Origin of the sequence: Chryseobacterium ureilyticum (genome assembly GCF_900156735.1) — a bacterium.
Lineage (GTDB): Bacteria > Bacteroidota > Bacteroidia > Flavobacteriales > Weeksellaceae > Chryseobacterium > Chryseobacterium ureilyticum.
Genome location: NZ_FTOL01000001.1, coordinates 870,257 through 893,555, shown reverse-complemented (window position 1 = coordinate 893,555; position 23,299 = coordinate 870,257). Strand labels below are relative to the sequence as shown.

18 protein-coding genes and 1 CRISPR repeat array are annotated in these 23,299 nt (G+C 32.8%); of the genes, 3 read left to right on the top strand and 15 right to left on the bottom strand.

Features of this window, described 5'->3' with window-relative positions:
* Positions 1 to 106: 106 nt before the first annotated feature.
* Entirely contained in the window at positions 107 to 379 is a 273-nt protein-coding gene (locus BW983_RS03725) for a DUF1294 domain-containing protein (protein WP_228408949.1), read from the bottom strand.
* A gap of 114 nt (positions 380 to 493) precedes the next feature.
* On the opposite strand from BW983_RS03725, the gene BW983_RS03720 reads away from it, so the two are divergent.
* A complete protein-coding gene (locus BW983_RS03720) occupies positions 494 to 850 on the top strand; it encodes a hypothetical protein (protein WP_076550015.1) in 357 nt (118 codons plus the stop codon).
* A 218-nt stretch (positions 851 to 1,068) separates the two neighbouring features.
* Here the strand turns inward: BW983_RS03720 and BW983_RS03715 are convergent, their stop codons facing one another.
* The 11 genes from BW983_RS03715 to BW983_RS03665 form a co-directional block, all read right to left on the bottom strand.
* On the bottom strand, positions 1,069 to 1,434 hold the full coding sequence (locus BW983_RS03715; protein ID WP_076550013.1) for a hypothetical protein: 366 nt from the start codon (positions 1,432 to 1,434) through the stop codon (positions 1,069 to 1,071).
* A 388-nt stretch (positions 1,435 to 1,822) separates the two neighbouring features.
* Positions 1,823 to 2,650, bottom strand: coding sequence for a hypothetical protein (locus BW983_RS03710; RefSeq protein ID WP_076550012.1), 828 nt, complete (start codon positions 2,648 to 2,650; stop codon positions 1,823 to 1,825).
* A gap of 173 nt (positions 2,651 to 2,823) precedes the next feature.
* Positions 2,824 to 3,897: a hypothetical protein gene (locus BW983_RS03705; protein WP_076550010.1), complete on the bottom strand. Its 1,074-nt coding sequence runs from the start codon at positions 3,895 to 3,897 to the stop codon at positions 2,824 to 2,826.
* A complete protein-coding gene (locus tag BW983_RS03700) occupies positions 3,894 to 5,504 on the bottom strand; it encodes a hypothetical protein (protein ID WP_076550009.1) in 1,611 nt (536 codons plus the stop codon). Before BW983_RS03700 ends, BW983_RS03705 begins: the two co-directional genes overlap by 4 nt.
* Positions 5,505 to 5,540: 36 nt before the next feature.
* On the bottom strand, positions 5,541 to 6,599 hold the full coding sequence (locus BW983_RS03695) for an SH3 domain-containing protein (protein WP_167369954.1): 1,059 nt from the start codon (positions 6,597 to 6,599) through the stop codon (positions 5,541 to 5,543).
* 89 nt (positions 6,600 to 6,688) lie between these two features.
* Positions 6,689 to 9,403 carry a glycoside hydrolase family 19 protein gene (locus BW983_RS03690; RefSeq protein ID WP_076550005.1) on the bottom strand — a complete coding sequence of 905 codons (2,715 nt, stop codon included), beginning with the start codon at positions 9,401 to 9,403 and terminating at the stop codon, positions 6,689 to 6,691.
* A gap of 23 nt (positions 9,404 to 9,426) precedes the next feature.
* Entirely contained in the window at positions 9,427 to 9,930 is a 504-nt protein-coding gene (locus BW983_RS03685; RefSeq protein WP_076550003.1) for a DUF4280 domain-containing protein, read from the bottom strand.
* A 32-nt stretch (positions 9,931 to 9,962) separates the two neighbouring features.
* Positions 9,963 to 11,093 carry a hypothetical protein gene (locus BW983_RS03680; RefSeq protein WP_076550001.1) on the bottom strand — a complete coding sequence of 377 codons (1,131 nt, stop codon included), beginning with the start codon at positions 11,091 to 11,093 and terminating at the stop codon, positions 9,963 to 9,965.
* Positions 11,094 to 11,387: 294 nt separating this feature from the next.
* Positions 11,388 to 12,029 carry a DUF6266 family protein gene (locus tag BW983_RS03675; protein WP_076549999.1) on the bottom strand — a complete coding sequence of 214 codons (642 nt, stop codon included), beginning with the start codon at positions 12,027 to 12,029 and terminating at the stop codon, positions 11,388 to 11,390.
* Positions 12,030 to 12,286: 257 nt separating this feature from the next.
* Entirely contained in the window at positions 12,287 to 12,553 is a 267-nt protein-coding gene (locus BW983_RS03670; protein WP_084184295.1) for a helix-turn-helix domain-containing protein, read from the bottom strand.
* Positions 12,554 to 13,928: 1,375 nt separating this feature from the next.
* Positions 13,929 to 14,603, bottom strand: coding sequence for a YceI family protein (locus BW983_RS03665; protein ID WP_076550833.1), 675 nt, complete (start codon positions 14,601 to 14,603; stop codon positions 13,929 to 13,931).
* A 237-nt stretch (positions 14,604 to 14,840) separates the two neighbouring features.
* Here BW983_RS03665 and BW983_RS03660 point away from each other — a divergent pair, with 237 nt between their 5' ends.
* Together BW983_RS03660 and BW983_RS03655 are read left to right on the top strand one after the other, a co-directional pair.
* A complete protein-coding gene (locus tag BW983_RS03660; RefSeq protein ID WP_076549997.1) occupies positions 14,841 to 17,246 on the top strand; it encodes a hypothetical protein in 2,406 nt (801 codons plus the stop codon).
* A gap of 127 nt (positions 17,247 to 17,373) precedes the next feature.
* On the top strand, positions 17,374 to 17,769 hold the full coding sequence (locus tag BW983_RS03655) for a hypothetical protein (protein WP_076549995.1): 396 nt from the start codon (positions 17,374 to 17,376) through the stop codon (positions 17,767 to 17,769).
* Positions 17,770 to 17,803: 34 nt separating this feature from the next.
* Here the strand turns inward: BW983_RS03655 and BW983_RS03650 are convergent, their stop codons facing one another.
* From BW983_RS03650 to cas1, 3 genes are all read right to left on the bottom strand, one after another.
* A complete protein-coding gene (locus BW983_RS03650; protein ID WP_076549993.1) occupies positions 17,804 to 18,835 on the bottom strand; it encodes an alpha/beta fold hydrolase in 1,032 nt (343 codons plus the stop codon).
* Positions 18,836 to 19,193: 358 nt separating this feature from the next.
* A CRISPR array of direct repeats spans positions 19,194 to 22,012; the repeat unit is 47 nt; unit sequence GTTGTGAATTGCTTTCAAAAATTATTATCTTCGTGATTAGTCACAGC.
* Between the two features lie 57 nt (positions 22,013 to 22,069).
* Entirely contained in the window at positions 22,070 to 22,408 is a 339-nt protein-coding gene (gene cas2, locus BW983_RS03645; RefSeq protein WP_065393206.1) for a CRISPR-associated endonuclease Cas2, read from the bottom strand.
* Entirely contained in the window at positions 22,405 to 23,298 is an 894-nt protein-coding gene (gene cas1, locus BW983_RS03640) for a type II CRISPR-associated endonuclease Cas1 (protein WP_076549991.1), read from the bottom strand. Before cas1 ends, cas2 begins: the two co-directional genes overlap by 4 nt.
* Between the last annotated feature and the right edge of the window lies 1 nt (position 23,299).

Genomic DNA, 23,299 nt, shown 5'->3' with positions numbered 1-23,299 from the left:
TGAATTAATTAAAAAGATTATGTAATATTTAACAATTTCATAATGAGAAATTTACATAAATCTCTATTGAAAAAGCTAATAATTAGGCAAATAAAACCAATCCTGACTAATGTCTTATCAGCCTGTAAAGCAATACAACGTCTATTAAAGCGACAATGAAAAACTTCACCAGAAAAGACTTTTTGGAAGTTTTATGATTAAAAAGGATCATTCCGGAAGCGGCTCCCACAATACCTATAAGAGAAAGTCCCAGAAGGGCATTCTCTGAAATTCTCCATTGTTGTCTCTTGGCTTGCAATTTATCGAATCCAAAGACTCCGAATGTAATCAGGTTGGCGATCAGCAGAAAAGGAATCATTCTTACATTAATTTGCTGCAAAAGTATAAAGTTTAATTGATATACAGGAAAGCAATGCTCTAAAGTCCTGGACAAAATATTTGTAATGCCATCAAAATAAGATTTTTTAAATTTGCCATCCAAAAAATTCAATCAATGACCGTACATGATCTGGCTGGAACTTATTCAATAAAAGGAAGCAACCAGGAGGAATCTGACCAATTTTTCTATCAGGGAATATTGACTTTATCTGTGGATAAAAACAACCGCATTATAGCGCAATGGATGATTGGTGACCATATCCAGAACGGAACAGGCTTTTATAAAAACCAAATTCTGGTGCTCAACTTCCATTATGAGGGTGATGATCATAATATCTATAAAGGTGTTGCCGTATACCGCTGCCTGAGTAAAGACATCCTGGATGGTTTCTGGTCTGAAAAGCATGGAAACCCTTTGTATCTAGGAAGTGAGTATTGTGTGAGGTTGAAGGGTTCAGAGTTTTTGAATTGATTTTTATGAAGATCTAATGATCATTATAAAGATTATTTCCATAAGATGTAATTCTACGCCTACTTTATAAACTTCGTTATACATACTGATTCTATTAATGATTGTTTATTAAATATATTAATCTTCCTACCAATAGTAATCAAATCGATATATTCTTTAAAAAGGCGAGGATTGAGCACCAATTCGATTTTGCTTTATTGAGAGCCAATCTTATTATCCTAAAGTAGATCATACTGCTGGCAAATACAACTGGAGACTTTTTCAACTTTTTTCTCTTGTTTCGTTTCCTTAATAATCGCAGGCGAATCATTAGAATCCACCTCCACCGGTTCAGCATCTGAACTTATCGGGATTACCTGAGAAGTCACAGAAGTATTGAGATGCTCAACCTCTATAAAATACTCCCGTTCATTTCCCTCTCCAAAATCATTACTTTTGTTATACATTACCTTTGTAAGAGTAACATTATTAATGAAATTAGAAGTGTCATGAGCCAATGTTGCAGATACTTCATAGATAAGATCATTGCTGTATCGTGATAAGTCTTCTTCCCAAATTCTTACGATTACATTTTTACCCCTCATCCCCTGAGAAGTTATTTTAATAGAGACTGTATCTCCGGTCTTGGCATTCTTAAGCGTTTTACCTCTACCATCTGTAAATTCCGCATTTACTATTTTCCCTTCAGGATCTGCCTGTTTCTTTGCCGCAGGAGTTTGAGGATATTTTGCTGTTTCCTCTTTGGGTTTCGGCTTGTTAGGCTTTGGTTTATGATGCTCAGGAGCAACCGGCGGTTTCCTGTGTGGCGGAGTATTGTTCTTTTCTTTTTCTTGGAAATGTTTGCAATGAATAAAAGCCTCTTGTCTTTTGCTGGATATATTAGAAAATTTATAAACTTAATATTATCAAACAAAGCAAGTGTCATATAGTACATCCGTGTTCTTATTCTGGTATAATTTCATTTAAATCAAACTATTTTAGAATGACTTTTTTAGAAACCTCTTTTTTTATCCATTCTTCTTCCCCTGTTTTTGCACTCGTTCCCAAGGTTGCAATAAATATTTTTTCAAGATAAAGATTATTATTTTTGAAAAAAACCGGAATGACAACTTTTCTGAATACATTTTGATATTGATCAGTAAAACTTAAGATTAAATTGAAGGCTTGATTGTTTTTAGTTTTCGTTTCTATATCTATAGAATCACAAACAAAATTTTTCTTAAAAAAAGATTTATTATTAGATTTTGCTTCAATATTATAGCCTTCAGCTATTTTTTCTACAATAATGATATCCTGATCATTATTTTTATTAAAGATTACTTTATAACTTTTAGCTTGTCCAAGCTCTTTTGAACCATTATTTGAAAGAGATATTGTATCTTCTTCCATACTTTCTTTTGGCTTTAAAAAATATTTTTTACATTCTGGTAGGTCACAACCTAAAAGTGTTGTTCTTTTGCCATCAAAGAGGGATATATATGATCCCCCATTAATTTGTAAGTCATATTTTTTTCCTTCGTATAAATAATTGTTTACATCAATATTACAGGGTGTAATTGGGTATGAAAAGTGCCATTCATCTTCAGTAATAGATGTAGCTAAACTCATAATTTTATCCACATCAACTCTATTGAGAGACCATGCTTTATCTTTTTTATTTAATTTTTCCCCAGTAGAGTATTGTCCTTCACATTTTGCAAAATAGGTTGTTACTTTGATGTTCTTATCTTCATTTTTATCTTGTCCATTACAGGATAAGATAACAGAAAATAATAAATATAGAACTATTAAATATTTCATATTCAATAAAATATCTTATTCTTTGGTAATTTCATATACAATATTTGGACTATTGATGTCATAAACTAATTTTACCATTTACTTTTTTCATTAAAAAAAAATGATCTTTGCTTTCATTCTCATTCCCATCATATTTTCAACAATAAATGGATAACTCTCGCTAGAATTGTAAATTATTTTATTTTTTTTAATGGCATTTCATTATTTCCCGGATTAATTAAATAAATTGGGGTTCCTGAAATATAAAATTTATCATCAGATTTTTCAATATAAATTGTCCCCATGTCATCTTCGAATGAAGAATTATAAATAACTTTTATTTTATCTTTATTGATTGTTTCAGCTTTAATATTAGAATAACTTTCCTTACTTCCATCATCATCAATATTAATTGAAATATTATCTAACGATTTTATATTAATATCAAAAACTGTTTTAGCATTATCTCTGTTAATTGCTTCAGAATGATAAGTCCCTTCCCATTCTTCCTTTTCTTCTAAGCCTTGGTTTATATTTTTTGATAAAATGTCGCTTCTATAATATTTAAAGGTTTTTCCGCCATCTGTAGATGCTTTTATTAAGATCAGGTGATCGTCAGACCAATTAACTTGATATATTTTAAAATTTTCCAAGATAAGACTTTTGTATTCTCTTAAATCTTTATTTGAATCAATTTTTAATATCCCAAAAAAACTGTTATTATCATATATTTGATTATGAAAATAGGCTAAATAATTAATCTGAGGTGATAGTACAGGGTTTTCTATTTTATCATCACCAGGTGAAACTATTTTAACTATTTTTCCATTTGATTTATTGATTAATTCAAAATCACTAAAGTCTATTCCTTCACTGACTGAATTAGCTGAAACAGCGTACATATCTAAGGATGGATAAAATCCCAAGTAATTATACCAAATCCCTCCCTGTTTTTTCTCTGTTTCATTATCATTTTCCCCCTTAAGTTGAAGTGTTTTATTATTAATGTCAAGAAAATAATTTCCTTTATTCTTTTTTATAGGAGTTTGTTGAAATGAATTTTTAGTAATTTTTAATTTATTAAAAGCATCTTCGCTAATTTCTTGAATATTTAATTTTGGAAGTACCTCATATTTATCTGAAAAGCCTATTGTTTCATATTTAGCTTCAGCAATATTAATTATCAATTTAGAATGTGAATTATCAATTTGCTTTTGGCAGCTAGTAAAGCCGAAAATTAGCAATAATAATAAACTTAACTGTTTCATTTTTCTTTTATTATTTTTATAATGTTCGTATTAAATTCTCCTGAGTGTAAGTGATCTTCATGACCAGGGGAATAATTAGTTCCCGTTAGATTAGAATACCAACCTCCCTTACCTCGATAAATTTTTTCAAAATGGAAAGCTTTAAATGCATTTACTTTTTTTTGTTCTAATACTTGAGTAGAGTAATATGCTGTATCTGCACAGTCTCCGTTAGGGTGCGTAACACTTGGGTAGCTTGTTGCATCTGCAAAACACATACCTGTACATAAAACATCTTCCCTTCCTAATTTAGCTAATGCCCCTATAAATCCAGCATAAGCATCAGGGTTGCAATATCGTCTTTGTGAGCGTTGAAATGAATATAAAATTTTAACATCATTTTTCTTATAATTTAAACTATCTTTCATTCTAACAAGTGGGACTTTCCCTTGCCCTTTACTATATTTTCTGTACCCATATGTTGTACCTGAAACACAAATGTCTCCATTTGAATATTCATAAGCTGTCTGCGCATTTCCCCCTGAAGGATAACTATATGTATTTATATAACCTTTTGGAATTGAACTTATCTTCTTTCCATTATTTCTCTTATCAACTGTAAACCAGTCTACAATACATATTTCATGTTCGTTTTTTTCTTTATCATGATATACATATTTATATTTTTTCGCATACTCTTCCTTAATTTTTTTAGGAATATGTTTTTCTATTATTCCATTTTCATAAATATGATAAGTTACTATATCTTTTGCATTTATCTTTTCATTTGTAGCATTATTTACACCACATTCAAATTTTTTAGCTTTATGAGATTTTCCTAAATTTCCACCGTCTTCCAAAGCTTCCTCCATTTCCCAAACATACGTAGAACCAACAACATTATCAGGATATTCTTTTGTCTCATCTTTCTTTATTTTATATTCATGCTTTTCTCTTTTAAATAAATCATTAGAATCATACGCAGCATTTGAACTATTATACACAACATAGTTTTTATTTGAAGCATGTTTCGTTGAGTTAGGATAATTTACGGCAAGATATAAAGCCGTTCTACTGATTAATAAATTATCGATTTTTTTTTGCTTAAAATGTTTTTCTACAAACTCTAGCTGTTGTTCCGCAGTCAATGACATTAGGTGAGTTCGTGTTGTTCCAATATCTGACGCAGCTCCTTTTCCAAATTGAATTAATCCGATATACTTGTTGGCTTTACTTTCATCAGAATCTTTTCCAAAAGTTCCAATTTTAGGACTAAAACTATATGCTGATTCTAACGCCATTATAGTCATTAACCAATTTGCTCCCTCAAGATCTTTTTGTGGTAGACCTAGATTCTTAGCTATTTGCACAACCTTTTTCCTAAACTCACAACTTACTTTTCCTCCCCAAACTAGGTCTTTATACTGTTCTTGACAGATACAGCTTCCCTTTTTCTCCTGTTTCGTTTCCTTAATAATCGCAGGCGAATCATTAGGATCTACTTTTACCGGTTCAGCATCTGAACTTATAGGAATTACCTGAGAAGTCACAGAAGTGTTAAGATGTTCAACCTCTATAAAATACTCCCGTTTGCTTCCTTCTCCAAAATCATTGCTTTTGTTATACATCTCTTTTGTAAAAGACTTTTTTCTTAGTGTTTTGTTCTAATTTTTCATCCTACTTTTATGAATATATCCCTCTTTTCCTTCCTTAGTTTTCACTAAAAACCAATCACCTGTATTATCTAAAACCTCAATATGTTCTCCCGATTTTACCTTTTGCAAAATTTCTGAAGATGTACTTTTATCTTTTCTTAAATTGGTGTAACCATCAGGATCGTGGATGGTATATATTACATTTTCAATCTCTAAGCTTTCAGATGGTTGATATATAACTTCAACATATTGTTTTAATTTTTCAAATTTATAAAAGTCATTCTTTTTCAAAAACTTCGCGTAATCTGGAGAATTATCTAATTTTTTTTGAATGTATCCTAAAATTCCAATTTGCAATTCTTTGTCATACAAATAGGCTATTGTTTCATCAGGATTAATATAATTATTCTTTTCATCTTCTATTTTTTGTATTATTTCAGAAATGCTATTATAACCGTTTCCCTCTTTTGCATATGAAAAATCTTCTACTCTCCCACCATAAACAAAATTTTCTATATCATCCATTATCGCTTTTCGTATCTTGTATTTATTATTTTCGGGATTGTATGAAAATATTAAATCATGAGTATTAACTTCGTTGGAAAAATCATAATCTTTAAATACATATTTTATTAATTCTTTGTCCTCATCATAACCATATACAATAACCAGGTCTTTTAATAAATATGGGTTTATAGCCTTTAATAAATTAAAAGCATTTTTGTCATTGTAAAAAACGAATTTATTATAATAGTAAAGCATTTCTGAATTTATGAAGAATTCATTATTTGAATCACTGTCCTGTACTAGAATATAATTCTCATTTTTAATAACTATTTCGGGAAAATCCGAAGGTCTTAAAGCAATGATATTGTTGTCATATTTAAAAATATCCATACCATAAACTTTCAAAATTCTTTCTCTAAATATTTCTCGGGCTGGAAACTTAAAACCAAAATTCTTTAAATCTTTTTTTGCTTTTTCAATTATTTCTATAGAAAAATTGTCATAATTAAATTTCTTTCCGTCTCCTACTTGAGAAACATTATAAGGTGCTGTCTTTTTCATATCACTATTTTTATCTTGTCCATTACACGCAATGGCAGATGTTACAATAAGTATTCTAAATAAAAAAAATATTCTTTTCATATCTGTATTTAAATTCCTATCCATTTTTTTGTTCCATACGCTGAATTTTCCCATGTGATTTCAACAACTTCTCTAGGTTCTAAAATAAAATGTACAGGTCTATTATCCCTCAATTTTAAGTCTGGAATTTCATTAACAAAATCTTTAACAGGTTGAGTATTTTTACCTGAATTAAAAGTGAAGCATCCTACTGAAAATCTTGGGCAATAATGATGTAATGCAACACCTCCTCTTGAGCCATCTGGTCCATCAATTCCATTTTCATCACTAGCAGATTTAGATTCTGAATCTATAACATAAACCATATATTTTTGCCCTGCTAATCCTGGTACTAAAAAATATTCGCCAGGAGGAATTTCATTGTATTTACCAAAACGTTTAGCAGAATGTTTAAAAGTTTCTTTTCCATTTGAACTTTTTACTTGATGGGTATCCCTACTTAAATATGTAACATAATCTGCTTCTGGTAAATTGTTACTTCTTTTCAATTTTTTGAATGTATCTAAATTTATATCTTTATAAACAAATGTTTTGTACATCATCCATTGTAAACCTACTTTTGCAGGATCATTTTTCAAAATTTTATCTGTACCAGATACCAAAACAACAGTTCCTTTTTCATTAGACACTCTTACTTCTCCTTTTGGTTTACATTCTTTTACCTTTAAAATGTCTACCGCTTTCTTAAAAAATCGTTCTCTTTCAGAAAGACCATCTAAAGCAGAATTAATCAATATGGTCACATTTTTAACAGCTGTGTTACTTATTTCGGTAGCTACGCTATTTATATTATTTTTACCCCAAAAACCAAGAGCTGAAGTGATTGCATCTTCAGGGTTATTCTTTAATTTGTAGGGGTTATCTCCATCAGCCCATTTATAATTTTTACCAAAAAGTGTATTTGTGTATGATTGTAAATTTACATAATTATCCTTCCATGTTATCTGTTTAAATCCTTTTCCACTATACCTCCAGCCATCATCTGGATTTGTATGTTTTTTTCCCAGAGGATGAGTTTTACCGTAAATTGCATTAGCAACTTCTGACCAATTTTCTTTTTTCAGCGATAGTTCAGACAAACGTTCTGCTTCATGCATTCTGTTTTTCCCAAATTGTTTAAAATAAGAATCAAATATTCCATTCATCCGACTAGCACTAGAATATTTAAATCGTTCTTGTAACTCATAAAATTTACTTTCGTGTGATATTTGAGCTAAAAAATGGGCTTTAGTAATACATGTGTTTATTCCTACTTTTTTTCTAAACTGATTCAAAAAAGGGAGTGCTTTTTTTATCATAGTATCATTTTCAACTAAACATTTTTCTTTTCCCTTATTATCTTTCTTACTTACACATATTGCTTTAATTTGTTCCAAAGTTATATTTTTCTCACAATTTGGGCACTTCCCGTCTTCAGGTTTATCCTGTTTCGTTTCCTTAATAATCGCAGGAGAATCATTAGGATCTACTTTTACCGGTTCAGCATCTGAACTTATAGGAATTACCTGAGAAGTCACAGAAGTGTTAAGATGTTCAACCTCTATAAAATACTCCCGTTCATTTCCCTCTCCAAAATCATTACTTTTATTATACATCCCTTTTGTAAGAGTAACATAATTGATAAAATTTGAAGTGTCATGAGCTAATGTTGCAGATACTTCATAGATAAGATCATTGCTGTACCGTGATAAGTCTTCTTCCCAAATTCTTACGATTACATTTTTACCCCTCATCCCCTGAGAAGTTATTTTAATAGAGACTGTATCTCCGGTCTTGGCATTTTTAAGCGTTTTACCTCTACCATCTGTAAATTCTGCATTTACTATTTTCCCTTCAGGATCTGTCTGTTTCTTTGCCGCAGGAGTTTGGGGGTATTTTGCTGTCTCCTCTTTGGGTTTCGGCTTGTTAGGCTTTGGTTTATGATGCTCAGGAGCAACCGGCGGTTTCCTGTGTGGCGGAGTACTATCCACCGGTTTAGTTTTCTTAGGCGGAGCTGGAATATGAGACGGGTTGCCAACATTTACATTAGGGCTAGCCTTTGCAATATGCTTGGAAACTACTTCGGCAGTTACGTAATATTCATGGGTTTTACCTTCACTCTTGTCTCCTTTTGCGACTCCGGCATTTGCAATTTGAACAGCCATAGTATAAGCAGGCAATCTGAAATAAACTTTGGCAACTCCTTCATGGTTCACTTCTCCAATGAGAGGAATCTGGTTAATCTTATTCATCATATTTACAATAGGATCATGCCCTTTTCCTATGGCATCATCTTCCCAAAGGGTAAATGCCACTTTATATCCAAACATTCCCACACAGTGAGCTTTAGCAATTATGGTATCAGTATAATGTAATAGCTTACCTTTTGGTAATCGTTCAGAATTAATGTCTTGCAGTTCAACACTTATTATTTTCGGATCTTCTGCTTCCTGCGGTTTTATATAGAGCTCTCCTTTATCTTTTCCTCTTACAACCTCAATTTTTAACGCTTTATATTTAAGACTTTTAGCCGTAAATTTATAGGTTATATTTTCTCCCTCCTTTATATTTCCTTTTGCGATGCGCCATCCGTTTCTGTCTTGCACATAGAGATCCCATTTTACCGTAGGAGGTGGGAAAGAAAAAGGATTGGATGTCATTACATTCTCAAATACCGAAAGTGAATAAGCCTCCGTATTTCCAACAATAGGTTTTGTATTACCTCTAATCGTTAATTTTGCCATAGTCGTTAGTATTGATAGACATTTTATTCATAAATCTGTCCAGGACCTTCCAGTTCATTTTGGGACTCCTCAAAATTCATAAATGGATTAATAATATTATAAGTTTTGGGATCAGCTGTTGTTATACTTTGCTTATTCATAGTGGATGTTTGCCCGTGTTCTTTTATGGTGATTTTTCCTCCAACACTGCACATCAACTCAGAAATTTCAGAAAGGCAGCTTTTATTCATGACCTTTGTTTTTTCATAAGTTTTCTGCCATTTACCAGCTGGAGCAAACGCACACGGTAAATAGCCCCCTGCTGTGGGTTTCAGTTTACATTGTCCAAAACTAGGTCCGGGAGGATTGAATTGCAGATCGTCTTCCGTTACGGCTAAGTAGTCCGCTTGTCCTTCTTTATTATTCCAATAATGTTTCTGGTGCGAGGTTACTTTAAATTGTGGGAACTGGTCACCTTGATTGCATTGAGCCTTGCCTTTTTGAATGACAAAGTGCTTATCACTGTGTGCTGATGAATTTTCTGACATATCATTGTGTTTGATGGTTAAAAAAAGAATAATTAGCTTACTAGCTTTTCCAATTCAAAAGTCATTGTCTTTTCATAATCGGCAATCCGGATATCAAATCTGGCTTTTATTTTTTGAATAGAGAAGTCCATGAAATCCAGTGTATAGGTAGCTGAATGATTAGCCTTTACGGATTTTGAATGAGGCATTATTTGCCTGTCATACTCAAAGCCTGTATAATACAGTTCCGCAACAGTTCGGTAATCTACAGATCTCCCTGTTTGTAAAATTTCTATTACATCAGAACTGTTTTGTGGTAAGATTTGATGAATCATTTCCAGCCTCACAGGAGTAGCCAGAGGCAACCACGAAAATTTATCACGATATGGAGCCGCAGTATCTTTTGAATGATAATTTGCTTTATAAAATTGATTGAAAATGAATTGGAAGGGCAATGTTCCTTTGAGACTACTATAAATTACCTGTGGATCATTCATTTTATTTTTCATCCGGTTAATATGAGAAATGGCATAAGCACCAGCATAATATTGCTTTAATGCTTCAAGATCACCAATGATATCTTTACTACCTTTAATAGGCTGTGCTTCAACAAAATTTCCGGATTTGTCTATAATCAATAGTATTGGATACACTGTTTTTACAAAATCGGATGCAAGATTATTTATTTTCTCCTCAGGTTGTTCATCATTTTTTTTGAAATTGTTCATAGTGAATTCTACATAATGTCCTTTTTCATCCTCCTTAATATATTTAAAGTGTAGCACGTATGAATATTCACTTTTTTGAATTCCTTCGTCACTTTCAGTTTGTTTCACTTGATAATTCCCATCGATAAACTTTATATTGAAAGAGATTTTTCCCATTGGAAGCAGACAAGATAAACTTTCTCCGGATTTTTGTATTTGCTCATTGAGCTTTAATATTTCATCTGAGTTGGGTACATGGAGTTTCTGCAAAAACCTTAAAGTTCCATCTTCAGGAATAAGGTCTAGATAGCTGCATCTTGAGTTATGGTATTCACGAAGGTATTTAGGATTTTCAAGAGTCAAATCCCATGAAATGCTTTCCAGTGTTTCTCCTTGTTTTACATAATAGATGTCCTCTTTCAGAGAGGAGATAATTCCCCGCAAAGGGTTCCCCGGGTTAGGGTTATTTTTTTTCATCTTGTAGTATGTGTTTTTTGATAATAATTCCTGAAATTTAGAAATATTAATTTGCTTTAATTCTAATTTTTTGATAAATTTTTAAAAGTGTCGTACTTGTACGACAACTCATTAAAAACGTATTATCAGCCCCCTAATACGTAGTAAAATTTTTAAATTTCTACCTATATATTTAGAAAATATTTATGATGAGAAGTATCTAAAAAATTTTCAAAAGATTATTATTGTCATATCGGAAGATGATTTAAATGGTATTTATTTAAAAATCTCCACCCTTTCAGGTGGAGATCAGGATTAAATCAGCTTCAATGTTCCGAGATAAGAACTGTTGCATACGATACTTTCATCCAGAGCATTCAGATATGCCCAGACCTGCATGTCTTTCGTTGCATAATAAGCGGGTAAAGTCACTTCGGTAGTTAAGGCACTTCTGTCAGCAACCGCTTCAAAAATTGCAAATGAGTCAAGCTCCTTACTGTAACAGATTACTGTTACCTTATCTGTACCTTTTGCATTTCCCTGAACGCTATTGTCTTCCCAGGTCAGTTTTATTTTATTTCCAGCCTGGGGAGCTGCCACTACATTCTGAAAGCCTGTAAGATCTCCTTTTGTAATCAGAACCTTGTTGTAGATCAGTTCAGGAGTATCTGCTACCATCTGAACAGCTTCACTAATGGTATAAGATACCGCCAGATTAATTCTGGATTTCGAACCGCTATTTACCCCGAAATACTTCTTCTGAATGAAGCCCAGAGGACGTAAGAAACCTATGACAAGCTTAAATTTCATCTGTTGAAGCATCTGCTTTTCACTGGGAGGTCTGTTGTTTGGTGTAGGTACGCTTCGGATAATGTCTTTTCCGCGCCAGTTGGCACCTACAATTGTTCCTACTTTCCCTGAAAATCCACCAAGGATTCCTTTTGTTATTCTAGCCATTTTATTGTGTTTTTTTGGTTAACTGAACGAATGTATAAAGGAATATTCAATCAGCAATCACTCCTGAAAATAGTGATCGGTTTTGATATGTTTTGACATTTTTTGACAGCATAAAACCTGTTTTCTTCGATGGTTCTTCGAGGATTTTCCGGGTAAGCTTCGGAAAAAGAATCATTGTTCCGAAGAATAGCTGAAGGAAATACGGAGTACTTCAAAGTACTTTACCTATCAGTGCCTTTACAGCACAAAAAAAGCCTTCATGGTTTGAAGGCTTTAGTGAAAAATGATTTTGGATAAAATATTTTATTTCCGATTTTGACATGCGGAATTTTCTGTGATTTCCTGATGCGATGTAAAGTACTGTCGCTAATATTCATCAGGCGTTTGACATCAGCACTGTCATAATACGGAAAATGATCAGACTCTTTCTTTTGAAGAACATTTAAAATTTCAACTAAAAGAGCCAAAAGGTCATTGGAAGATGAATCAGTCTCCCTTTGAGGATGTGCATGCTTTTTCATCATTTTAGTTTTTTAGTGTTATACTCAGAAGTGTTTATTTTTATAAAATCCAACGGTAATATTACAAAATTATTGCCAGACAAAAATAAACACAAACACCTGTAAACCAGTCAATAAAACACAATTTTAACATAAAAATATATTTTTCACTCTGTTTTGAAAAAACTTATTAGGATTGATAAAAAATTATTCGTTAAATGGTTTATTGTTATTAAAATATAAATTTTACTTTTTTAGTGATATTTTAACGATTACTGCATATCGATACGATTTTCTTAAAATATCGAATAAGTTTTAAAAGCCAGGGATAACGGAGTCATCGTAACCTGAAAATTATAATTAATCAACAGTACTAAAACCTATGTCTATGTGGTTTAAAAATGTCTAACCACATAGAGACCTGGATTTCTGCGTTTTATCTGGAAGTATTCGTGAATTCGTGGCGTTTATTTTTTTGCCACGAATTCACGAATATTTAATTTATACTTAATTTCATTAATTCTTTTTATACAAATGCATATCCATGAAGCTTCTTCAGTAATAAAGTCGCACTTCTTAGCTCTCTGAAATGAAACGATTGCATTGGCTAATAGTTTTAAAATCTATGTATCTATGTGGCTTAAAAATACTTAACTACATAGAAACATAGATTTCTGAGTTTTATCTAGAAGTATTCGTGAATTAGTGGCGTTTATTTTTTTGCCACGAATTCACGAATATTTAATTTGTACTCAATTTTATTGATTCTTTCTAAGCAAATGCATATCCATGAAACTTCTTCAGCGACAAAGTCGCTCTTCTTAGCTTCCTAAAATCAAATGACTACATTGTCTGTCTTTGCGTTTAAAATATTTTATTTAACGCAAAGTTTTTAGCATCTTCTCTCATATTTTTAAGTGAGCAAAGGGGAAATCAATTTCATTGATTCTTTCTAAGCGAATGCATATCCATAAAGCTTCTTCAGTGACAAAGTCACACTTCTTAGCGTCCTGAAATAAAATGATTGCATTGGCTGTCACTCCTTAATAGTTTTAAAACCTATGTATCTATGTGGCTTAAAAATACTTAACTACATAGAAACATATATTTCTGAGTTTTATCTAGAAGTATTCGTGAATTCGTGGCGTTTATTTTTTTGCCACGAATTCACGAATATTTAATTTGTACTCAATTTTATTGATTCTCTCTAAGCGAATGCATATCTATGAAGCTTCTTTAGTGGCAAAGTGGCGCTTCTTAGCTTCCTGAAATCAAACTTCTGAAACTTCTGGCTTTACGTTTAAAAGTAATCTGTTTCTAATGACAATCTGCTTTATATCAAAATAAAAAAGCTGCTTCCCAAAGAAAGCAGCTCATAGATTATTGATTAATCTAAAAATTATTTTTTAGCTTTTACATCAATTGCGATCTCGATGTCTTTGCTGATCATCCATTCAGCAGGATCTGCTTCAGAAGTACCGAATTTGATTCCCCAGTCTGTTCTGTTTACAGTAAATTTAGCCTGGATAGCTGCTGTATTGTCTACTACGTCTACTTTCGCAGGGAAAGTAACGTTCATTGTTTTTCCTAGTAAAGTAAGGTTTCCGCTTACTGTTTTATTAGCTCCAGCTACTGCATCAGCAGGTGCTTCTTTAAGGTCTGCTACACTAGTGATTTTAAAGTCTGAAGTAGGGTTTTTCTCTACATTAAAGAAGTCAGGGTTCTTTAAGTGAGCTTCAAGATCTGCCGGTTTCTTATCTTTTTCAGTTACAGAAGCCGGATCTACTTTAATAGAAGTCATGTCAATATTGAAGTTTCCTGCTACTACTTGTCCTCCTTCGATGCTTAAGTCACCTGATTTTACGTTAAGAGTTCCCCAACGAGGTGCAAATCCTCCTTTGTGGAATGCTTTCCAGTTTACTACAGAAGCTGCAGCATCTACTGCCAATACTTCTCCTTTGCTTTCTGCAACAGCCTGCTCAGTAGCTACTGATGTATCTGTTTTTTCTTTACTATTACATGATGCTACAAGCAATCCTACTCCTACTAATGCAATTACGCTAATTTTTTTCATATTATTGAACTGTTTAAAAAGTTTATTGTTTTCGGGTACAAAAATAGAAAAACCTGAATGCAGTTTCCTTAACATACATCAAGAAATCTCTTTTTGCTTCATTTTTATGAATTGATGCATTAAATATACTTAATAAATAATACTTTCTCCATTTTAAATAAAAAATGCTCTATTCAGAAATGCAATAATTGTGTATTTTAGCACCTCCATGTAAAAAAACACAATTTTAACGAGACTATGTCAAAAAAACTAATATTCCTGTTTGCATTAGGTACAATTGATATTCTTAGTGCACAAAACAAAGCCGAACAGGCACTCAAAACATTTGAACAAAAATTTCCTCAGGAAAAAATACATTTACTTTTCAATAAAAGCAATTATATCGCTGGCGAAGACCTTTGGTTTAAGTCTTTTGTCTTTGATGGTTATGGAGCTTCCGGTATTTCCACTACTCTATTTGTGGAACTCTATGACAGCAATAAAAACCAAATTAGCAAAAAGCTTTTTCCATTAATGAATGGGGAAGGAAGCGGTAGTATTGCTTTACCCAAATCTTTAAAAGAAGATGTTTATTATATCAGAGCATACACCACCTGGATGGCTAATTTCAGTGAGGATTTTCAATTGTTGAAACCGGTTGTCATTTATAATCCTTCTTCGCCTGAAAAATTAACACCAGATTCCCATTCTAATTTATTAGCATCGGTATACCCGGAAGGTGGAAGTTTTATTGATGGAATAAATACCAAAGTAGCTGTACGTTTACAATCCAGCAGCTCTACTTCTGTTGATTGGGAAGGATATGTGACTGATCCTGACAGCCCTGATACAAAAATCACAACATTTAAAGGGCTTGATCAAAATATTGGAATATTCAACATTACCCCAAAAACCGGAAAAAGATATCAACTTACTGTTCAGAATAAAAATGGACAAAAGCAAAGCATTCCTTTACCGGAAGTTTTGCCTTCAGGAATTCATCTTGAGGTAAACAGTGATAAGGATGCCGTAAAATATGTTTTAAAATCTAAAAATTCTTCGCAAGAAGCACCTTATTATAAGATTCTGGGAACCATCAATAATCAGCTTGTGTACAAGGCTCAAGTGAATAAGATTACTAATGACACTCAGTATTCTATTCCGAATAATCAACTTGTTAATGGGATTTTACAGCTTACGGTGTTTGATGATAAGGAAAATATCGTAGCCAACAGGCTTTCGTTTGTACAGCCACAGCAATTACAAATTAAAAAACCAGCTTTACAGTCTCTTTCTTTAGAAAATTCACCTCGTGGAAAGAATTCTTTTGATATTCCTAAGAGTTCGGATTATTCAGGTTATACGGTTTTAGTAATTGATGCCAATACCAACAGCTCTGAAGAAGATCAAAGCTTATTAAGTACCTTATGGTTAACAGGAGATCTTACTTCAACGATAACGAATCCTGCTCAGTATTTTACTAAGGATCGAAATATAGAGGCTCTTGATGCACTTTTAATTTCAGAGAAATGGAAACGTTTTGACTGGAAAACGATTATTTCAGGAGTGTATCCTACTATTAAATATCAATCAGGGAACTATCTTTCTTATAAAGGGAAAATAAATGTTCAGGGACAACCGGCTCCCAATACGGACCTGAATTTAATTTTTGATTCGGAATCCGGATCAAAGATTTTTCAAATCAAATCGGATAATAACGGATTCTTTTCTTTAAGTAATTTAATTTTTGAAGATACAATGAAGTTTTCTTACCAATTGAATTCCACATCCAAAGAGCCTAACAAGAATTACTCTGTATATTTCCAGCCTGATTTCAGTTTCGTTCCGTATAAGAAAGGCTTACCTTCAAGCCCTTATAAATTAGTACAAAGATCAAATGATGACAAGCCTTCTGCTGAAATTACAAGATCTTATACAGCTCTTGATACTCAAAAGATTATTAATGAAAAAGTAACCAATATTGAGGAAATAAAATTAAGAGGAGAAGTAAAAGCTAAAACTAAAAAACTGAATAATGAATTAAGCAGTCTTTTGTTTAAAAGTCCTAATGAAGAGATTTTTGATTTTGTGAATGATCCAAAAGCAATTACGTCTTCAAGTATTCTTCAATGGCTACAGGGAAGAGTTTCAGGGCTTACCATTCAGACTCGAAACGGAATTCCCATTCCATACCTGAGAGGAGATGAAACAACTGTTTATCTTGATGAAATGCCAATTCAGCCCAGCCAAATTGCCAATATGTCTACCTCCGAAATTGCGATGGTAAAAGTCATAAAAGGAATTTTTGCAGGAGCTTCCGGAGCCGGTAACGGTGCCATCGCTATCTACACCCGCAGAGGGGGTGGCTCTTCAGGAAAAGTCATAGACAGAGCTTTACCTTCACAATTAAGACAAATTTCTTTAAGCGGATATGATAAGGAAGTTCCATTTGAAAGCCCGATTTACGATAATGACAGTTTCAAAAAAATTCCACAGGATACAAGAAGTGTACTGTATTGGAACCCTTATTTGGAAGAGCAATCTCAAGAGCGTACAACCGTAGAGTTTTATAATAATGATGATGCCAAGAAATACAGAATCATTATTATGGGGTACGATAAAAATAATGACACTCCGCTTTATTATAATGAAGTATTGCCATAAATAAAGCACGAGATTAGAGTAATACAGCAGCTTGGTTATTGATATGACCAGGCTGTTTTTATAAGAATAATTATCGGGTTCACAAACGAAGCTATTCAAACAAATTAAAATAATTTAAATTCAAAGTATGGAAACAAGTGAATTACGCATAGGAAATTATATAATGGATAAAAAGGATGAAAACATAGAATATGTGTATCATCTTCACGATCTGGGAGATCTGGTATATATTAATGATTTACATCCGGATGCCTGCCTACCGATTCCATTAACAGAGAAATGGTTACTTACTTTTGGATTTGAAAGTAATAGTGGAGAAAAGTATAATCCTAATGATGAATCTGCTGACCAATTCGAATATAGTTTAGGAAGTGGCATTTCACATATGAAATTTATCTGCAGACCTTCCAAAGGCTGGATTATCAAGTTGGGAAATGATGATGAATTAGAAATAAGACACGTCCACGAATTCCAAAACCTTTACTTTGCCCTTAAAGGAAAAGAGTTAACTTTAAAAAAATAACAAAGCCCCAATTAAGGGGCTTCGCTGTTTAATATTACTTTTGTTTTTCAATATTTTCAGATAGTAAAAGAATCTCTTTGTTTATTACTTCTGCATTTTCTTTTTTCGTAATGATACTTCCATGACTGGCATTCATTATGATTTGTTTTCCTTGAGAAGAGAGTTCTTTTAGCTCTTTCTGCATCCCAAACCATAATTGAACTTGTTTTTCAGGATCAATTCCTGATTTTCTGTATTTTTCTTTTTGGGATTCTTTATACTGCTCTGTAGCAGTGAACACCAACACCGGTAATGAATCTAACTTTTTTGCCTCACCTGCACGCTTCAGCACAGCATTGGTAAGGTCATTCTCTCTTAAAAACATAGTATAAACATCTCCGGAGGTATTGGTGAGCGATTGTGATCTACTGTATACTTCTTTAGGTAAGCCATCACCTTGGTAGGGTGCTTTACTAAATATCTTATTATAAAGACCTAGAATACCTAAATCTGCAAGAATAGATCCTATCTTTAATATTCTTGCCTGCCCTTCGGGAACCAACTCTTTTTGTGCTAATCGGTTCCATTGTTCAGGATGACTTGAATCTATGAAAACCATTCCTTTCACTTCATTTGGATAAAGATCCCTGAATATTCTGGTATAAGGACCTCCCATAGAGTGTCCCACCAAAATATAAGGTGGCTTTTCTCCTGTTTTCGTTAATAATTCATGAAGCTGATGTGCATAAAACTCAGGGGATCTATTATCACTATTACTTGCTTCACTAAACCATTTTCCATCTCTATCATAGCGTATGACTCTCGTTTTATCTTTTAAGCCTTCCGCAATCCAATGCAGCATATCGGTATTACTGTGTGCTCCTGCTTCAATAATCACTGTAGAGAAAGATTTCTTATCTCCTTCTGCTCTTACATGGATGTTGGTTCCGTTAACGTTAACGAGTTTACCCGGCGGAACAGGTTTTGGGCTAAATAATCGATAACAAAGCCCTAAGAACAATAATACGATTAGGATTCCCAGGATAAGCTTGCCTAAAAACTTAAATACTTTTAAAATTGATTTCATGGTTATTTTTAAATTTCAAATTGACAGGGGGAAGAATTGTCGAAACAGAATATTCACGAAAACCTAAATGGGATTTGAGTAAATATATTAATTGAATCTTTGAATTAGACATGATTAGAAGTTTCGGGCAAATATAACAAAAAGCCCTATGAACAGAAACCTATATAATATCATGTGTGTGATGGTTAGATCTTTAAAATTGGAAAATAAATCAAGGAATGACTGGAATAAATTTGAATATATTTTGTTCTGTTTTATTTGACTTCTCTATTTTGTAAATGTTCATAAACCGCTTTTAAAATTTGTTATCTTCGTGGTTAGTCACAGCGCATAGAAAAGACGATCACCTCAATTTATAGTTGTGAATTGCTTTCAAAAATTATTATCTTCGTGATTAGTCACAGCCGTTCCTATTACATTACCCCAAAGCCTACCGTTGTGAATTGCTTTCAAAAATTATTATCTTCGTGATTAGTCACAGCTTCTGGGTTTGAAGAGCTTCCAAATTTTGAGTTGTGAATTGCTTTCAAAAATTATTATCTTCGTGATTAGTCACAGCATTCATTAAAAATTACAGAAGATGGCAGGTGTTGTGAATTGCTTTCAAAAATTATTATCTTCGTGATTAGTCACAGCCATTATTAATTATTTACTATAGTAAATTTAGTTGTGAATTGCTTTCAAAAATTATTATCTTCGTGATTAGTCACAGCGAATTGTGTCTTAAAACCAATTGAGAAACTGTTGTGAATTGCTTTCAAAAATTATTATCTTCGTGATTAGTCACAGCCCTGGGCGTTTAAAGCTATGCTTATAAATAGTTGTGAATTGCTTTCAAAAATTATTATCTTCGTGATTAGTCACAGCTAGAAGAATTAAGGCAAAGGGGAGATTTGCGTTGTGAATTGCTTTCAAAAATTATTATCTTCGTGATTAGTCACAGCTTCAATGATATTTTTGATGTTTCCAAATATGTTGTGAATTGCTTTCAAAAATTATTATCTTCGTGATTAGTCACAGCAACGGTAAAATAATGCCTGATAAAGAAGCTGTTGTGAATTGCTTTCAAAAATTATTATCTTCGTGATTAGTCACAGCTGGAGCTTCAGGAGTTCTTTCAGTTGTTTGGTTGTGAATTGCTTTCAAAAATTATTATCTTCGTGATTAGTCACAGCTGCAGCAGCTTTTGCAGATAAGAGTGGAAAGTTGTGAATTGCTTTCAAAAATTATTATCTTCGTGATTAGTCACAGCCTTCATTCCTCTCAATAAGCCCCAGCTTCTGTTGTGAATTGCTTTCAAAAATTATTATCTTCGTGATTAGTCACAGCTGACAGGTTCATCTTCTGGTGTTGTTTCCTGTTGTGAATTGCTTTCAAAAATTATTATCTTCGTGATTAGTCACAGCCTTCATTCCTCTCAATAAGCCCCAGCTTCTGTTGTGAATTGCTTTCAAAAATTATTATCTTCGTGATTAGTCACAGCTGACAGGTTCATCTTCTGGTGTTGTTTCTTGTTGTGAATTGCTTTCAAAAATTATTATCTTCGTGATTAGTCACAGCATATGAACTTCATAGAACGATTTAAACGCGGTTGTGAATTGCTTTCAAAAATTATTATCTTCGTGATTAGTCACAGCAATTACAGGCGATGATAATTAACGAATTAAGTTGTGAATTGCTTTCAAAAATTATTATCTTCGTGATTAGTCACAGCATGAAAAACGAACTTTTAAAACCGGAATAAGTTGTGAATTGCTTTCAAAAATTATTATCTTCGTGATTAGTCACAGCATTTTGTCATAAATTCAAGCTGAAGTTTCCGTTGTGAATTGCTTTCAAAAATTATTATCTTCGTGATTAGTCACAGCTGTTGTGAGTAGCACAATAAGCTACTTACTGTTGTGAATTGCTTTCAAAAATTATTATCTTCGTGATTAGTCACAGCCCCTGCAGCAAACTGATGGTATGGAAGTCTGTTGTGAATTGCTTTCAAAAATTATTATCTTCGTGATTAGTCACAGCATTATTAGATAGAAACATATTGAATTAATAGTTGTGAATTGCTTTCAAAAATTATTATCTTCGTGATTAGTCACAGCGTAAAACTGCAAAATCAAGATAATCATACAGTTGTGAATTGCTTTCAAAAATTATTATCTTCGTGATTAGTCACAGCATCATAAGCAATAATATCTTCATCATTAACGTTGTGAATTGCTTTCAAAAATTATTATCTTCGTGATTAGTCACAGCCGGAGTTGTCAGAAATAGATTCCTTGATCCGTTGTGAATTGCTTTCAAAAATTATTATCTTCGTGATTAGTCACAGCTGATGTCTTAATCTCCACCCATAAGGAGCGGTTGTGAATTGCTTTCAAAAATTATTATCTTCGTGATTAGTCACAGCTTTTCACTTCTTTTATATCTCCATTTTCTTGTTGTGAATTGCTTTCAAAAATTATTATCTTCGTGATTAGTCACAGCGTAGACTGCCCGGAGAGCGGACAGGCTTTCGTTGTGAATTGCTTTCAAAAATTATTATCTTCGTGATTAGTCACAGCCAGATACCGAAAAATACCTTGAAAAAGAAAGTTGTGAATTGCTTTCAAAAATTATTATCTTCGTGATTAGTCACAGCTAATAACAGGATTATACAGAGTTTGTGGTTGTTGTGAATTGCTTTCAAAAATTATTATCTTCGTGATTAGTCACAGCTGTGGTGCAAGAAAGCTAAATTCTTGAAGCGTTGTGAATTGCTTTCAAAAATTATTATCTTCGTGATTAGTCACAGCTCTGGCAGATAAAAGAAACTGCCGCCTGCTGTTGTGAATTGCTTTCAAAAATTATTATCTTCGTGATTAGTCACAGCATGTCTGTCTCTCGGTTATATGGATGGGGTGTTGTGAATTGCTTTCAAAAATTATTATCTTCGTGATTAGTCACAGCAATTTTATTTGCGTGTTGAGAATCTGAGATGTTGTGAATTGCTTTCAAAAATTATTATCTTCGTGATTAGTCACAGCCGAAATAAGAATTTCAAAGCCTGGAAAGGTGTTGTGAATTGCTTTCAAAAATTATTATCTTCGTGATTAGTCACAGCCTTATTTCTCTCTTGGAGATTACGTGAAAAGTTGTGAATTGCTTTCAAAAATTATTATCTTCGTGATTAGTCACAGCCTCAAAAAACAACCTACTGATAATCAGTAGATTGTTTTTGTTTTTAGGATTCAAAATTTAAAATAATTCAAGCTGTTGGAAGGCTGGAGGTGGTTCTTCTTTATTTCTGGCAAAAAATATTTCAATATCTCCAAACTGTTTATCAGTAATGCACATAATTGCCACTTTTCCTGCTTTTGGGAGCATAAATTTTACTCTTTTAATATGAACCTCAGCATTTTCACGACTTGGACAATGCCTTACGTACATTGAAAACTGAAATAGTGTAAAACCATCATCAAGCAAAGATTTACGAAAGCGATTCGCATCTTTCATATTGGCTTTAGTCTCTGTTGGTAAATCATATAATACTAAAACCCACATAATTCGGTAAGCATTAAACCTTTCGGCATTCATATCAATTCAGGATAAGAGATCATTCGTTTTTCTCCCGTATAACATTTATACAGTGACGTGGCGGTTGTTTTTACTGCAACCAATAAAGGTCTTGTTTTATCCCCTATTTTCACATCTTTAGTCGCAATCTGTAAAATGAAAGCTTTAAATTCTTTAGTTAATTCTTCAGTTTCAGGATTAGTTTCCAACCATTGCATTACTAATAAATCGATAAAAGGACGATAAGGCTCCATCAAATCATCAGCCAGGCAGTAAGGATTATATTTATTTTTATGGAAAATTCCAAGAACAGGAAGTAATCCGGTCTCTACAATTACTCTTGCAACAATACTTCTGAGAACCGAATAGCCGAAATTGAAAAATTGATTGGGTGAATCCCCAAAACGTTGTCTCAGAAAATCAAGACTGATGAGATATTTCCAGTAATGCTGAGCTGCGATACCTTCCATATTGGTAATATCACCACTTTTCACATTATTCTGATAATCAATCATAGGTTCATAATAATTTCCTAAACGTTTTAAAACTTCTTTTTGGTTTTCAATTTTACATTCAACCGTTTGTTTCCAAAGTTGTTTTTTGAGAGGTTCACTAGCTTCCAACTGATCTTTGACACGGTCGGAATGTTCAGTGTGACCATATAACGGAAGCATAATTCCATGTGGTAAATGATGACCATCACAACTCACCACTACAACATTGTTCCCCATCATTTTCTGAATCAATTGATGTGAGATGGTAATCTGAAAATGATCCAACATCAATAAACCCAAATCTTCCACAGGAACCTTACCTTTCATTTCTTTAGTGGAAGGTTCTAAAATATACATTTGCTCGTCTTTGAGCTTAAGATAAGCAGGATTGCCAATGTAGATAGAACGGGTTATCATA

Coding starts and splice junctions, on each gene's coding strand:
- BW983_RS03715 (WP_076550013.1), bottom strand. CDS start 1,434: ATGAGGGGTAAAAATGTAATCGTAAGAATTTGGGAAGAAGACTTATCA.
- BW983_RS03690 (WP_076550005.1), bottom strand. CDS start 9,403: ATGGCAAAATTAACGATTAGAGGTAATACAAAACCTATTGTTGGAAAT.
- BW983_RS03695 (WP_167369954.1), bottom strand. CDS start 6,599: ATGAAAAAGACAGCACCTTATAATGTTTCTCAAGTAGGAGACGGAAAG.
- BW983_RS03655 (WP_076549995.1), top strand. CDS start 17,374: ATGGAAACAAGTGAATTACGCATAGGAAATTATATAATGGATAAAAAG.
- BW983_RS03650 (WP_076549993.1), bottom strand. CDS start 18,835: ATGAAATCAATTTTAAAAGTATTTAAGTTTTTAGGCAAGCTTATCCTG.
- BW983_RS03720 (WP_076550015.1), top strand. CDS start 494: ATGACCGTACATGATCTGGCTGGAACTTATTCAATAAAAGGAAGCAAC.
- BW983_RS03685 (WP_076550003.1), bottom strand. CDS start 9,930: ATGTCAGAAAATTCATCAGCACACAGTGATAAGCACTTTGTCATTCAA.
- BW983_RS03680 (WP_076550001.1), bottom strand. CDS start 11,093: ATGAAAAAAAATAACCCTAACCCGGGGAACCCTTTGCGGGGAATTATC.
- BW983_RS03670 (WP_084184295.1), bottom strand. CDS start 12,553: ATGATGAAAAAGCATGCACATCCTCAAAGGGAGACTGATTCATCTTCC.
- BW983_RS03700 (WP_076550009.1), bottom strand. CDS start 5,504: ATGTATAACAAAAGCAATGATTTTGGAGAAGGAAGCAAACGGGAGTAT.
- cas1 (WP_076549991.1), bottom strand. CDS start 23,298: ATGATAACCCGTTCTATCTACATTGGCAATCCTGCTTATCTTAAGCTC.
- BW983_RS03710 (WP_076550012.1), bottom strand. CDS start 2,650: ATGAAATATTTAATAGTTCTATATTTATTATTTTCTGTTATCTTATCC.
- cas2 (WP_065393206.1), bottom strand. CDS start 22,408: ATGAATGCCGAAAGGTTTAATGCTTACCGAATTATGTGGGTTTTAGTA.
- BW983_RS03705 (WP_076550010.1), bottom strand. CDS start 3,897: ATGAAACAGTTAAGTTTATTATTATTGCTAATTTTCGGCTTTACTAGC.
- BW983_RS03665 (WP_076550833.1), bottom strand. CDS start 14,603: ATGAAAAAAATTAGCGTAATTGCATTAGTAGGAGTAGGATTGCTTGTA.
- BW983_RS03675 (WP_076549999.1), bottom strand. CDS start 12,029: ATGGCTAGAATAACAAAAGGAATCCTTGGTGGATTTTCAGGGAAAGTA.
- BW983_RS03660 (WP_076549997.1), top strand. CDS start 14,841: ATGTCAAAAAAACTAATATTCCTGTTTGCATTAGGTACAATTGATATT.